This is a genomic window from Polaribacter sp. NJDZ03, from assembly GCF_019263805.1.
Lineage (GTDB): Bacteria > Bacteroidota > Bacteroidia > Flavobacteriales > Flavobacteriaceae > Polaribacter.
Genome location: NZ_CP079195.1, coordinates 1,897,501 through 1,911,790, shown reverse-complemented (window position 1 = coordinate 1,911,790; position 14,290 = coordinate 1,897,501). Strand labels below are relative to the sequence as shown.

Here is a 14,290-nt window from a genome sequence, read left to right as displayed (position 1 = left end):
ATTGCTTATTTAATTAAATATAATTAGATTATATTTTCTTTTTAAAAATGATGGTATTTTTCTTAATGTCTTAAAAATCAGGTTTTTTATTATGAAGTTAAAAAAAATATTCCTCTTTTTTTATCAGAATAATAGAATGATAATAAAAGAGGATTTACATTTTAAATTTATTTGTACTTGTAAGCAATCATTCCTAACGGAGGTAAATTTAATTCTATAGAATTGTTTCTATTATTCCATACTTTTTCTTCTGAAGTTAACTTTTTGTTCGTAAAGTTTCCAGTACCGTTATATTTGGTCTCATCACTATTAAAAATTGGTTTTAAAGTTCCAGATTTTGGTAACCCTATTCTATAGTTTTCTCTAGGAACTGGAGTTAAGTTTAAGATAACAATTATATTATCTTTTTCATTTTCTCCTTTTCTTATATAAGACATAACAGAATTTTCATGATCTCCGTGATCTATCCATTCAAAACCCTCAGGAGAAAATTGTTTTTCATGTAAAGCAGGTTCTTTTTTGTATAATTTATTTAAGTCTTTTACTAAATTCTGTGCGCCTTTATGCACACCATATTCTAATAAGTGCCAATCTAAACTTCCGTCAAAATCCCATTCGCTTGTTTGTCCAAATTCTGCTCCTTGAAACAATAATTTAGTTCCAGGGTGTGTATACATTAAACTATATAGCATTCTTAAGTTGGCAAATTTTTGCCATTCATCACCAGGCATTTTGTCTACTAATGCTTTTTTGCCATACACAACTTCATCATGAGAAAGAGGTAACATAAAGTTTTCTGTAAACGCATAATTTAAACTGAAAGTTAATTCGTTTTGATGATGTTTTCTATAGATAGGTTCTTTTGCAAAGTAATCTAGTGTATCATGCATCCAACCCATCATCCATTTCATTCCAAAACCTAAACCTCCATCATAAATGGGTTTAGATACTTTTGGGAATGATGTAGATTCTTCTGCAATTGTTTGTACATCTGGAAAAGATTCATAAACAGCTGCATTCATCTCTTTAATAAAGTTGATGGCATCTAAATTTTCTCTTCCACCAAATTCATTTGGTTCCCATTCTCCTTCTTCTCTAGAATAATCTAAGAATAACATAGAGGCAACTGCATCTACTCTTAAACCATCTGCATGGTATTGGTCTAGCCAGAAGATTGCATTACTAATTAAAAAAGCTTTTATTTCGTTTCTTCCGTAATTAAAAATTAAACTTTTCCAGTCTTGGTGATATCCTTTTCTTCTATCTGGATGTTCATATAAATGAGAGCCATCAAAGAAACCTAATCCATGATCATCTGAAGGAAAATGAGAAGGAACCCAGTCTAATAAAACTCCAATGCCTTTTTCGTGAAATTTATCTACTAAATATTTAAATTCATCCGGATATCCGAAACGAGAGGTGGGTGCAAAATAACCGGTTAATTGGTAACCCCAACTTGGGTCATAAGGAAATTCCATAATTGGCATAAACTCTACATGCGTAAAATTCATTTCTGCAACATAATTAACTAACTCTTCTGCTAATTCTCTATAACTTAAAAAACGTCCTTCTTCAATTTGCTTTTTCCAAGAACCTAAATGGACTTCATAAACAGAAAAAGGTGCATCTAGTGCATTATTTTTCTTTCTGTTTTTCATCCATTTTTTATCTTTCCAAGCATAATCATCTTCCCATACTTCTGATGCAGTTTTTGGAGGATGTTCACATCTTCTTGCAAAAGGATCTGCTTTTTCTGTAGTTATATCGTTATTAGCACTTCTTATTTTATATTTATAAATTGTTCCTTTACCAATATTAGGGATAAAACCCTCCCAAATACCGCTTCCATCCCAACGTACATTTAAGTGATGCTCACCTTCTAACCAAAAATTAAAATCTCCAATTACTGAGACCGATTTTGCGCTTGGAGCCCAAACGGCAAAATAAGTTCCTATTACACCATCTACAGTAATAATGTGCGAACCAAATTTTTCGTATAAACGATAATGTTTACCCGCCTGAAAAAGATTAATATCAAATTCTGTAAAAAGACTGTGTACTTTTGTTTGTGCCATAGTTTTATTAGTTCAAGAAAGACCTTTAAAAAAAGGTGCTTTTTGTTTACTTATTAATTTTAAAGATATGAAACGGAAGTGTGGCATGTAATTCTACATAATTCCACTCATTATACCAATTGTAGCAATTTTTAGTTACTAAATCTTCTACCTCAATTTTCTGACCATGATTTATTTTTAAGGCTTGCAGTGGTAATTGAATAGAACCAGATTGTGAATTATAAGCATCTAAACTAATCACTGTTATTGTTTCATTAGTTCTTTGATCATTCCATTTATAAAAAGCTATAATTTGATCATTACCAGTTTCTAAAAATTGAATATTATTTGTTTGTTGATAAGATTCTTGTTCTTTTCTAATATGATTAATTTTAGAAATTAAAGTAGTTACTTTATTTTCTTTAAACCAATCATAATTACAAAGTTGAAATTTTTCTGACATATAATACTCTTCCTTACCAGGAATCGGATCACTGATCATTTGCTCAAAAACGGGTCCGTAAATACCAACATTAGAACTTAAAGTTGCAGCTAAAGCATAACGCTGTAGGTACTTACTTTCTGGAGCTCCTTGTAAATGATAAGGATTAATATCTGGTGTGTTTGGCCAGAAATTAGGTCTCATATATTCCTTTTGTTCCGTTTTAGTTAATTCATTCATATACTCGATTAATTCGTGTTTAGAATTTCGCCAAGTAAAATAAGTATAAGATTGTGTATAACCTTGCTTTGCTAGTTGTTGCATTACCTTTGGTCTAGTAAATGCTTCTGCTAAAAATAGCACATCTGGATGTTGTTTTTTTACTTCAGCAATAATCCAACCCCAAAAGAAGTATGGTTTTGTATGTGGGTTATCTACTCTAAAAACATTAATTCCACAGTCTATCCAATATAATAAGGTGTCTAAACATTCTTTCCAAAGATTTTTAAAGTCTTTACTTTCCCAATAAATTGGAAGAATATCTTGGTATTTTTTAGGTGGATTTTCAGCATACTGTACAGTTCCGTCTGGTCTCCATTTAAACCAATCTGGATGCTCCTTTACCCATGGGTGATCTGGTGCTGCCTGCAAAGCATAATCCATTGCCACTTCAATACCTAATTCTTTGGCCTTAGCAACTAAGTTTTTAAAGTCTTCTAAAGAACCTAATTCTGGGTGTAAGTCTTTATGTCCACCATGTTTAGAACCAATTCCCCAAGTAGAACCAACATCGCCATCTTGTGCAACAGTAGTATTGTTTTTACCTTTTCTATTTACCTCACCAATTGGGTGAACAGGAGGGAAGTATAAAGTATCAAACCCCATTTGGGCAACTTTAGGTAATAATCTGTGGCAATCATTAAAAGTACCATGTTTACCTTCTTGCTCAGAAGCAGAACGTGGAAAGAATTCATACCAGGTACTAAATCGTGCTTTTTTCCTATCTACATAAACTTTATATTCAGGAGAAGTCTCTATTAAAAGTTTCTCTGGATATTTTTTAAAAATTTCAGTTAATCTTTTAGAGACAGCTTCTTTTACAGCTTCAGTATAGTTTTCATTATTTTTAAAAATGAATATAAGGTGCAGTAAGTAATTTTTATCTTCAGAAGAAACTTTGTCTAGAATTGTAGCTAAAAGTTCTGCTCCTTCTAAAAGCTCTGAACTTACATGTTGAGAATCATCTATTTTTCTTCCTAAACCATGTTGCCAATTCAAGGCATAATCTACCCAACCTTCAATTTTATATGAATAATAACCTTGTTTTGATGTTTGAAAAATTGCTAAATATTCATCATTAAATGTTGGTGTCATTCTAATTTGAGACCATTTATTATCTTTTTCATGTTTGAATAATAAATTAGCCTGAAGTACATCATGACCATCAACTAAAACATCTGCAGTTACATTTACAATTTCATCTACAACACGTTTAATATCTACTGTTCCTTGGTTTATTTGTGGAGCAATATTTTCTATTACAATTCTACTTTGATTTTGCATTAATTTTGTTAAGTTTAAATAATAAAAAAGTAAAAGTTTTTCTTATCCTATAATGGTTCCTTTAGCTATGGTAGCTTCTTTTTTAATTACTACAATTCCTTCTTTAACCATGTAGGTGTCGGTTTCTATGTTAGCAATATGTTTACCTCCATTAATTCTAACATCATCACCAATTCTACAGTTTTTATCTATAATACAGTTATGAATATAGCATCTGTCTCCGATACCCATCATAATATCAATATTGTTTTCTGCTATTTCTTCTAAAGTTTCATAAGAATCATTACCCATCATGTAGGTATTGGATATTAGAGAATTTTTTCCAATTCTAGAACGAATACCAATAACAGATCTTTCTATTTTTTCTGCGTGAATTAAGCAACCATCTCCAATTACAGCTTTATTTAAAATAGAACCAGCAATTTTAGAAGTTGGTAATATTCTTGGCCTTGTATAAATACCTTTATTATCGTATAAATTAAATTTAGGAACATCATCTGTTAACCCTAAATTAGCCTCAAAGAAAGAATCTATATTACCAATATCTGTCCAATATCCTTCATATTGATAACTTAATGTTTTATGTTTATCAATAGCTTGAGGAATGATTTCCTTACCAAAATCATTGGTATCTGGATTACTCATTAATTCTATTAATAATTCTCTATTAAAAATATAGATCCCCATAGAAGCTAAGTAGTCTCTACCTTGTGCTTTCATTTCATCACCAACATCAGATGTCCAGTCTGGTAATAATTCAGCAGCTGGTTTTTCTATGAATGAAGTAATTATATTTTCTTCGTTCGTTTTTAAAAGTCCAAATTCTGTAGCATCTTTAGCATTAACAGGGTAAGTAGCAATAGAAATTTTTGCACCACTTTCTTCATGTTTTTTAATCATATCATTAAAATCCATCTGATACAATTGATCTCCAGAAAGTATTAAAGCGTACTCAAAGTCATTTGCTAAGAAATGTAGCATACTTTGTCTTACCGCATCTGCAGTTCCTTGAAACCATTTATCGCTAAGAATAGTTTGTTCTGCCGCAAGTACATCTACAAAAGCTTCACTAAAAAAGCTAAAATGATAAGTGTTTTTAATATGTTTATTTAAAGAAGCAGAATTAAATTGAGTTAGTACGTACATTCTTTTAATATCAGAATTGATACAGTTAGAAATAGGTATATCAACCAATCTATATTTACCCGCAATTGGTACTGCTGGTTTAGATCTATCCTTTGTTAGTGGGTATAATCTAGATCCTTGTCCTCCTCCTAAAATAATTCCTAATACTTTGTCATTTATCATTACGTTATTTTTTTAGTGTTTTATATAATTCTTCTACTTGCTTAGCTATCGATATCCAATCAAAATGTTCTTCTACTCTTTTTCGTCCTTTTTGAGCCATTTGTTCTCTTAATTCAGGATTGCTAATAACCTTATTAACTCCATCTGCTAAGTCTCTAGCAAATTTATCTGGGTTTATGGGTTCAAAAGGAGCAGCGTCTTGCTGTTCTACTGGTATTAGAAAACCTGTTTCTCCATGAACAACAACTTCTTTAATGCCACCAACAGCACTAGCTACAACGGCTGTATTACAAGCCATCGCTTCTATATTTATAATACCAAAAGGTTCGTAAATAGATGGACAACAAAATACGTCTGCATGAGAATATAATTGAATAATTTCTTCTTTAGTAACCATCTTATCAATCCAGATTACATTTTTACGATTTTTTTTAACCTCGTTAACAGCATCTTTCATTTCCGCACCAATTTCTGGAGTATCTGGTGCACCAGCACAAAGTACTATTTGAGTATCTGGATCTATATATTTTATAGCATTTACTAGATGAATAATTCCTTTTTGTCTGGTTATTCTCCCTACAAAAAGTACATAAGGTTTGCTTTTATCTACTCCATATTCATCTAGAGTATCGGTTTTGGTAGTAGTAATGTATTGTTGTAAGTTAATACCATTGTAGATAACCTTTATTTTAGATTCATCTACATTAAAATGTTTTAAGACATCTTGTTTCGTTTCTTCTGAAACCGCAATTAAAGCATCTGCCATTTCAATGGCTGTTTTTTCTATCCAAGAAGAAGCATCGTAACCACGACCTAATTGTTCCCTTTTCCAGGGTCTTAATGGCTCTAAAGAGTGTGTAGTAATTACTAAAGGGATACCGTAGCAAAGTTTAGCTACAATCCCTGCAAAGTGTGAATACCAAGTATGGCAATGTACAATATCTGCATCTATAGGGTCTGCATTCATATGCAGACCTGTACTTAAAGTTTTAAAGATCGCTTTAAGCTTATCGTCTGAATTGTCGAAAATTGGGTTTTCATACGGAAAACCCTTTACAGTTGGGTTGTTGGTACTGTCGTCCTGATCTCCAAAACATCTAACTTCTACAGGCATTAGCTTGGCTAATTCTGCTGCAAGATATTCCACATGAACACCAGCACCACCATATACATAAGGAGGATATTCTCTAGTATAAAAAAGGGCTTTCATAAAATTTTAGTAATTAAGTTTGTTTAGTTTTTTTTAGAAATCCTAAGTTAACAAAATACTATTTAATGGACTAAATAATTGAGTGGATTTTTATTTCAGTCGCAAATATTATGAAAATGATAATTTTAAGGTATTAATTAAGTAGCTTTCTATAAAATTATCATAGATTTTATAGTTTATGTTTAATTAATGAGTTTTTTTACATATAAATTAACTATTTCTCTGTTTGTTTATTTCATCTTGTAATTGTCTTCTAAGTTTTTGCTCCTTGTCTAATGTGTTTTTTCTGTGTTTTTCAAACTCCTCTTCTATCTCAGCTAAATTATCTTTAGCCTCTTTTGTTAGTACATTACTTTTAGAAAATTTAAAAATAAAATAAGATAGTGCCAAAAGTAATCCAATTACAATACTCCAAAGGATAAGATTATAAGTTACTTTACTTAATTGAAGACCTGCAACAGAAATAGAATTTTCTTTAATTAAAGCAGCCTCTAAATCTAATTGTGTTTTAGATAGAAGAATCTTATTTTTTTCAATATTCTCTTTTTCTGCTTTTAATAATACATCTTTCTCAGAAATTATCTTTTTAGAAGATTTAAGAGAGTCTAAAACATTAGACTTTAAGTTTACATAGCTGTCTTTGCTTATTACTTTATATACCTGGTATGTGGTAGATACTCTATAGATATTATCAAATTGGTTTTCAATAGAGTTTGTTCCTTCTTCTGTTTCTTGTGCAAAAGAAATAGTAGCAGTAAGTAATAGCAAGGTAATTAATAATGATTTCATTGGTTGGTTTTTAATATCTGTAAATTTATAAAAAAAACCCAAACGTTATTGTTTGGGTTTTTATTATAAGCAAGTATTATTATTTATTTTATTTTTTCTACAACTGCCTTAAAAGCGTCTGGGTTGTTAACAGCTAAATCTGCTAAAACCTTACGGTTTAATTCGATTTGGTTAGCTTTCACTTTCCCCATAAACTGAGAGTAAGACATTCCGTGTAAACGAGCTGCAGCGTTAATACGCACAATCCATAAAGAACGGAAGTTTCTCTTATTGTTTTTACGGTCTCTGTATGCATAAAGCATACCTTTTTCAACTGCATTTTTTGCTACTGTGTAAACGTTTTTTCTACGTCCGAAGTAACCTTTTGCAGCCTTCAAGATTTTTTTTCTTCTTTTTCTTGAGGCTACTGAATTTACTGATCTTGGCATAATTTCAATGTGTTTTGTAGTAGGCGATTCAATTATGAATACTTTTTATTTTTGGCCTAGCTCCATGGTTAATAATTAAATTCCCTAGTTAAACTTATTTCAAGTTTAACATTTGCTTAATGTTAGACTCATCGGCTTTATGAACTAAACCGTCATGAGTTAACCTTAATTTACGTTTTTTAGACTTCTTTGTTAAGATGTGACTTTTAAACGCGTGCTTTCTTTTGATTTTCCCAGTACCAGTAACTTTAAATCGTTTTTTGGCGCTAGATTTGGTTTTCATTTTAGGCATCTCTCCTTCGTTTTTAACTTGCTTATTATCTTTAGTATTAAAGTTATTAGTCCAAAAAGTTTTAAAGTTAAGTAATACCTAACTTTAAAATCTCTAAGAAGCTTTAAACTTTAAAAACTCTTTTTATTTTAGTTTTTTAGGAGCAATAAACATAATCATACGTTTACCTTCTAATTTTGGTAACTGTTCTACTTTACCATACTCTTCTAACTCTTGGGCTAATTTTAATAATAAAATTTGACCTTGTTCTTTAAATATAATAGAACGCCCTTTAAAGAATACAAATGCTTTTAATTTAGCACCTTCTTGTAAGAACTTAAGAGCATGTTTCTTTTTAAATTCATAATCATGCTCATCAGTTTGAGGTCCAAAACGTATTTCTTTAATCGTCACTTTTGTAGCTTTCGATTTTAAAACTTTTTCACGTTTTTTCTGCTCATACAAGTACTTCTTGTAATCAATAATTTTACAAACAGGTGGCTTAGCTTTTGGTGATATTTCAACCAAATCCAATTCCTGTTCTCTGGCTAATTCTTTAGCTTTATCTAAAGGATATACACCAACTTCTATATTATCGCCCACAAGACGAACTTCGTCAACATATCTTATTTTCTCATTAATTCTATGTTGATCTTCTTTGATTACTCTTAACGGTCTTCTTGACCTGCTTCTACGAATTGCTATGACTTATAAATTTTAAATTTAACTAATGGTTGTTTTCCAACCTTTTTATTTTCTAGACGAATTTCAAAATTAATTAAAATTTCTTCAATGTTTTACTTTCTTCTGCTTTAATTAAAGAAATAAATTCTTCAATTGTAAAGGTACCAAGATCTCCTTCACCATGTCTTCTTACAGAAACTGTGCCATCCTGTTCTTCTTTTTCACCAACAATTACCATAAACGGTACTTTGCTAACTTCTGCATCTCTAATCTTACGACCAGTTTTCTCACTTCGGTTATCTACCAGGGCGCGAATTTCGGAATTTTCTAACGATTTTAAAACTTTTTCTGAATATTTTTCATATTTATCACTGATTGGCAATAAGATAACCTGATCCGGAGTTAACCAAAGAGGGAAGTTACCGCCCGTATGCTCTAGTAATACCGCAATAAAGCGCTCCATAGAACCAAACGGTGCTCTGTGAATCATCACTGGTCTGTGTAGCTGGTTATCGGCTCCTTTGTAGGTTAAATCAAAACGTTTTGGTAAATTATAGTCAACTTGTATCGTTCCAAGTTGCCAACTTCTTCCCAAAGCGTCCTTCACCATAAAGTCTAATTTAGGTCCATAAAAGGCAGCTTCACCTTCTTCAATCACAAAATCTAAACCTTTATCTGTAGCAGCGTTAATAATTGCTTGTTCTGCAGCATCCCAAGTTTCAGCATCTCCTATATACTTGTCAGGGTTACTTTTATCTCTAATAGAAACCTGAGCAGTAAAATCTTCAAAACCTAAAGAACCAAAAACATATAAAACTAAATCTATAACATCTTTAAATTCTTGATCTAATTGTTCTGGTGTGCAAAAAATATGCGCATCATCTTGCGTAAAACCTCTAACTCGTGTTAAGCCGTGTAATTCACCACTTTGTTCATATCTATATACGGTACCAAATTCTGCAAAACGCTTAGGTAAATCTTTATAAGAATAAGGTTTAAAGTTATAAATTTCACAGTGATGTGGACAATTCATTGGTTTTAATAAAAACTCCTCATCCATTTTAGGCGTTTTTATCGGCTGAAAACTATCTGCACCATATTTTTCATAATGACCAGATGTAACATATAGTTCTTTTTGGCCAATATGTGGAGTCATTACTTCTTCGTAACCAGCTTTCTTTTGTGCGATTTTTAAGAAATCTTGTAAGCGATTACGTAAAGCAGTACCATTTGGTAACCACAAAGGTAAACCAGCACCAACTTTCTGAGAAAAAGTAAACAATTCTAATTCCTTACCTAGTTTTCTGTGGTCACGTTTTTTAGCTTCTTCTAATAACTCTAAATATTCAGTTAATAACTTTTGTTTTGGGAAACTAATTCCATAAACACGTGTTAACTGATTATTTTTTTCATCACCACGCCAATAAGCACCGGCAACACTCGTTATTTTAATTGCTTTTATAATACCTGTATTAGGTATATGACCTCCTCTACATAAATCTGTAAAATTGCTATGGTCACAAAAAGTAATTTCTCCGTCCGTTAAGTTTTCAATCAACTCAACTTTATATTCGTTATTTTCTGCTTTATATAAAGACAAAGCATCCGCTTTAGAAACGGAACGTAAAGAGAATTCATGTTTTCCACGAGCAATCTCTAAAAATTTCTTTTCTATACTAGGAAAATCCTTGTCAGAAATAACGTCATCACCTAAATCAATATCATAATAGAAACCATTATCAATAGCAGGTCCAATCGTTAATTTAGCCTTCGGATAAAAACTTAAGATTGCTTCTGCTAATACGTGCGCAGATGAATGCCAAAAAGCTTTCTTTCCGCCATTGTCATTAAATGTGTATAAAATTAAAGAACCATCCGTGGTTAATGGGGTAGAGGTTTCAATGGTTACGTCGTTAAAATTTGCAGAGATTACATTTCTAGCAAACCCTTCACTAATGCTTTTTGCAACATCCATCGGAGTGCTATTCTTAGCAAACTCCTTAATAGTTCCGTCAGGTAAAGTTATTTTAATCATTTAATGTCTAATATTTGAGAATGCAAAGATATTAGAAAACAATTTTTCACACAATATATATATGTACTAATTATAAGTGTATGTTTTTTCTGGGTGTTCCCTTTTTTTTAGTTAGTTTATCTTAGAGATTACATTAATAAAAGAGGGTTTTTCGATGAAAGATATTTTTAGAAGAAAAAAGGTCGGGCTTTCCACTATATCTTTTTGCGAAAAGCAAAAAGGATGCCGTTTCTATCCCTAACACAGCTAATTTGCAGATTGAAGTTCTATTTTTAGATTTCTTCTTTCTATTCAAGTTAAAAATACCACAAATCATTTTTTGGGTTCATAACAGTTAATGGCTATTCTATAACCAAGACCTCACAGGTTTTAAAAACCTGTGAGGTCTATAAATTCTAGTTATTTAAAAATAAGGTATTTATGGTTTAATAGTATGTGTTTTTATAATCTATATACTATAACATCCAATCCAATACTCCTTATTCATCTTTATGAATCCAAAGAAAACCCCAACCTATGTTTTCTATGTTCCTATGTGTTTCAAACAAGCATCCACTTCCAAAACCACCCCAATCCCCAAAACCTTCCAAAATAACTTCAAAAAAACTCCCCTCATAAATCACTCAAAACAAGCTTCTTAAAACCTCGTGTAAAATTAAATTAAAATAAAGGTAAAAAAATAGTTGTTAGATTAAAAATGAGTTGTAAGTTTGCACCCGCTAACAGGATTATCACACAGTTAGCAATGTTCATTGAGGAGTTGTAAGTAAGGTGAGGATTAGTTGTTTATCCAAATAAAATTTCAAAATTTTATTAAAAATAAATTTCAATATTCATTAGGTTTCTAATTAAAAAGAGTTGTATGTTTGCAGTCCGAAATTTTCGGCAAAAACGTTCAGAGATTTTTAGTTTTAAAGCAAATAAAAAGAAATAAAAAAAAGTTTAATTTTTTATTGTCAGATTAGAAATAGTTTGTATGTTTGCAGCCGCTAAGAAATACAGCAAAAACGATCAAAGAAAATTTGGAATGATTATTAAAAAAGTCAGTTAGTTCGAGTCTAACATTTCTACAAAGTTTTAACCGATTAACCTCTTTAAGTTGTTAATTAAGATTGAAACAAAGTTCATTGAAAATATTGAAATTGACAGCGTAATTAAAGAGTAGAATAACCATGTTTAGATTTATTTAAACAAATTCTTTTGAAACTTATTCATTAAAATATTTAAAATATACAATGAAGAGTTTGATCCTGGCTCAGGATGAACGCTAGCGGCAGGCTTAACACATGCAAGTCGAGGGGTAACATTGTGCTTGCACAGATGACGACCGGCGCACGGGTGCGTAACGCGTATAGAACCTACCTTTTACTGAGGAATAGCCTTTAGAAATGAAGATTAATGCCTCATAGTATTGAGACTTGGCATCAAGTTTTAATTAAAGATTTATTGGTAAAAGATGGCTATGCGTCCTATTAGTTAGATGGTAAGGTAACGGCTTACCATGACTTTGATAGGTAGGGGTCCTGAGAGGGAGATCCCCCACACTGGTACTGAGACACGGACCAGACTCCTACGGGAGGCAGCAGTGAGGAATATTGGGCAATGGAGGCAACTCTGACCCAGCCATGCCGCGTGAAGGATGACTGCCCTATGGGTTGTAAACTTCTTTTATACAGGAAGAAACACTGGTATGTATACCAGCTTGACGGTACTGTAAGAATAAGGACCGGCTAACTCCGTGCCAGCAGCCGCGGTAATACGGAGGGTCCGAGCGTTATCCGGAATCATTGGGTTTAAAGGGTCCGCAGGCGGTCAATTAAGTCAGAGGTGAAATCCCATAGCTCAACTATGGAACTGCCTTTGATACTGGTTGACTTGAGTCATATGGAAGTAGATAGAATGTGTAGTGTAGCGGTGAAATGCATAGATATTACACAGAATACCGATTGCGAAGGCAGTCTACTACGTATGTACTGACGCTGAGGGACGAAAGCGTGGGGAGCGAACAGGATTAGATACCCTGGTAGTCCACGCCGTAAACGATGGATACTAGTTGTTGGGTGTATGCTCAGTGACTAAGCGAAAGTGATAAGTATCCCACCTGGGGAGTACGGTCGCAAGACTGAAACTCAAAGGAATTGACGGGGGCCCGCACAAGCGGTGGAGCATGTGGTTTAATTCGATGATACGCGAGGAACCTTACCAGGGCTTAAATGTAGTCTGACAGCTTTAGAGATAGAGTTTTCTTCGGACAGATTACAAGGTGCTGCATGGTTGTCGTCAGCTCGTGCCGTGAGGTGTCAGGTTAAGTCCTATAACGAGCGCAACCCCTGTCGTTAGTTGCCAGCATGTTATGATGGGGACTCTAACGAGACTGCCTACGCAAGTAGTGAGGAAGGTGGGGATGACGTCAAATCATCACGGCCCTTACGTCCTGGGCCACACACGTGCTACAATGGTATGGACAATGAGCAGCCATCTGGCAACAGAGAGCGAATCTATAAACCATATCACAGTTCGGATCGGAGTCTGCAACTCGACTCCGTGAAGCTGGAATCGCTAGTAATCGGATATCAGCCATGATCCGGTGAATACGTTCCCGGGCCTTGTACACACCGCCCGTCAAGCCATGGAAGCTGGGAGTGCCTGAAGTCGGTCACCGCAAGGAGCCGCCTAGGGTAAAACTGGTAACTAGGGCTAAGTCGTAACAAGGTAGCCGTACCGGAAGGTGCGGCTGGAACACCTCCTTTCTAGAGAAAGATGGTGAGTTACAAAAAAAGGTCATTTTTACTCTTTGCTGTTAATTTTAAAATAAAAAGTATTTAAGCTATTATAGTCTCGTAGCTCAGCTGGTTAGAGCGCTACACTGATAATGTAGAGGTCGGCAGTTCGAGTCTGCCCGGGACTACAAAAAAGCAAAAATACTAAGGAAATTCTGGAAGTAAGAGGATTCTACATTCATAATTTAGGATTTATTCTGAATTTCATAATGGGGGATTAGCTCAGCTGGCTAGAGCGCTTGCCTTGCACGCAAGAGGTCATCGGTTCGACTCCGATATTCTCCACAACGGCTTAATGTTGTTGCTGATTTAATTATCGGTGGCGATTCGCCACAAGTTCATTGACATATTGGTAAAATGATATCGTAAGAATCAAATAGATAGAGAACAATTAGAATATTTATATTCTAATTAAATAATTTTTTTATAAAAATATAAAAGAGTTCATTATAGTGTGGTAACACACTGTAGCAAAAAGTACAATAAGTTAAGTAAGGGCGTATGGCGGATGCCTAGGCTCTCAGAGACGACGAAGGACGTGATAAGCTGCGATAAGCTACGGGGAGGGGCACATACCTTTTAATCCGTAGATTTCCGAATGGGGCAACCCGGCATGTTGAAGACATGTCACCTAGCAATAGGAGTAAACCCGGTGAACTGAAACATCTAAGTAACCGGAGGAAGAGAAAACAATAGTGATTCCGTTAGTAGTGGCGAGCGAACGCG

General features: G+C 33.4%; 9 protein-coding genes, 2 tRNA genes and 2 rRNA genes (1 of these 13 cut by a window edge). 4 read left to right on the top strand and 9 right to left on the bottom strand.

Features of this window, described 5'->3' with window-relative positions:
- Positions 1-167: 167 nt before the first annotated feature.
- The 9 genes from glgB to thrS form a co-directional block, all read right to left on the bottom strand.
- Complete coding sequence (glgB, locus tag KV700_RS08195) at positions 168-2,075, bottom strand: 1,4-alpha-glucan branching protein GlgB (RefSeq protein ID WP_218599743.1); 1,908 nt, start codon at positions 2,073-2,075, stop codon at positions 168-170.
- Positions 2,076-2,121: 46 nt separating this feature from the next.
- On the bottom strand, positions 2,122-4,059 hold the full coding sequence (locus KV700_RS08190; protein WP_218599742.1) for an alpha-1,4-glucan--maltose-1-phosphate maltosyltransferase: 1,938 nt from the start codon (positions 4,057-4,059) through the stop codon (positions 2,122-2,124).
- Positions 4,060-4,101: 42 nt separating this feature from the next.
- Positions 4,102-5,367 (bottom strand): glucose-1-phosphate adenylyltransferase, encoded by a 1,266-nt coding sequence (locus KV700_RS08185; protein WP_166384481.1) that lies wholly within the window; start codon positions 5,365-5,367, stop codon positions 4,102-4,104.
- Between the two features lie 4 nt (positions 5,368-5,371).
- The gene (gene glgA, locus KV700_RS08180; protein WP_218599741.1) at positions 5,372-6,577 is read right to left on the bottom strand and encodes a glycogen synthase; all 1,206 of its coding nucleotides are present in this window, start codon (positions 6,575-6,577) and stop codon (positions 5,372-5,374) included.
- A 210-nt stretch (positions 6,578-6,787) separates the two neighbouring features.
- Entirely contained in the window at positions 6,788-7,366 is a 579-nt protein-coding gene (locus tag KV700_RS08175; RefSeq protein ID WP_166384486.1) for a hypothetical protein, read from the bottom strand.
- Between the two features lie 83 nt (positions 7,367-7,449).
- Entirely contained in the window at positions 7,450-7,794 is a 345-nt protein-coding gene (gene rplT / locus KV700_RS08170) for a 50S ribosomal protein L20 (RefSeq protein WP_068450935.1), read from the bottom strand.
- Between the two features lie 94 nt (positions 7,795-7,888).
- The gene (gene rpmI, locus KV700_RS08165) at positions 7,889-8,086 is read right to left on the bottom strand and encodes a 50S ribosomal protein L35 (protein ID WP_166384488.1); all 198 of its coding nucleotides are present in this window, start codon (positions 8,084-8,086) and stop codon (positions 7,889-7,891) included.
- 123 nt (positions 8,087-8,209) lie between these two features.
- Positions 8,210-8,728, bottom strand: coding sequence for a translation initiation factor IF-3 (gene infC / locus KV700_RS08160; protein WP_166384504.1), 519 nt, complete (start codon positions 8,726-8,728; stop codon positions 8,210-8,212).
- 115 nt (positions 8,729-8,843) lie between these two features.
- Entirely contained in the window at positions 8,844-10,784 is a 1,941-nt protein-coding gene (gene thrS, locus KV700_RS08155) for a threonine--tRNA ligase (protein WP_208891056.1), read from the bottom strand.
- A 1,232-nt stretch (positions 10,785-12,016) separates the two neighbouring features.
- On the opposite strand from thrS, the gene KV700_RS08150 reads away from it, so the two are divergent.
- The 4 genes from KV700_RS08150 to KV700_RS08135 all read left to right on the top strand — a co-directional run.
- Positions 12,017-13,534 (top strand): 16S ribosomal RNA (locus KV700_RS08150).
- Between the two features lie 84 nt (positions 13,535-13,618).
- Positions 13,619-13,692: transfer RNA gene (locus KV700_RS08145), tRNA-Ile, on the top strand.
- Between the two features lie 83 nt (positions 13,693-13,775).
- A tRNA-Ala gene (locus KV700_RS08140) sits at positions 13,776-13,849 on the top strand.
- Between the two features lie 195 nt (positions 13,850-14,044).
- Positions 14,045-14,290, top strand: a 23S ribosomal RNA gene (locus tag KV700_RS08135) (it continues 2,638 nt past the right edge of the window).
- Together the 16S and 23S rRNA genes with 2 tRNA genes alongside form the textbook arrangement of a ribosomal RNA operon.

Bases quoted from the DNA above. Each gene is read 5' to 3' on its own strand.
- glgB (WP_218599743.1), bottom strand. From the start codon at position 2,075: ATGGCACAAACAAAAGTACACAGTCTTTTTACAGAATTTGATATTAAT.
- rpmI (WP_166384488.1), bottom strand. From the start codon at position 8,086: ATGCCTAAAATGAAAACCAAATCTAGCGCCAAAAAACGATTTAAAGTT.
- thrS (WP_208891056.1), bottom strand. From the start codon at position 10,784: ATGATTAAAATAACTTTACCTGACGGAACTATTAAGGAGTTTGCTAAG.
- KV700_RS08175 (WP_166384486.1), bottom strand. From the start codon at position 7,366: ATGAAATCATTATTAATTACCTTGCTATTACTTACTGCTACTATTTCT.
- KV700_RS08185 (WP_166384481.1), bottom strand. From the start codon at position 5,367: ATGATAAATGACAAAGTATTAGGAATTATTTTAGGAGGAGGACAAGGA.
- rplT (WP_068450935.1), bottom strand. From the start codon at position 7,794: ATGCCAAGATCAGTAAATTCAGTAGCCTCAAGAAAAAGAAGAAAAAAA.
- glgA (WP_218599741.1), bottom strand. From the start codon at position 6,577: ATGAAAGCCCTTTTTTATACTAGAGAATATCCTCCTTATGTATATGGT.
- KV700_RS08190 (WP_218599742.1), bottom strand. From the start codon at position 4,059: ATGCAAAATCAAAGTAGAATTGTAATAGAAAATATTGCTCCACAAATA.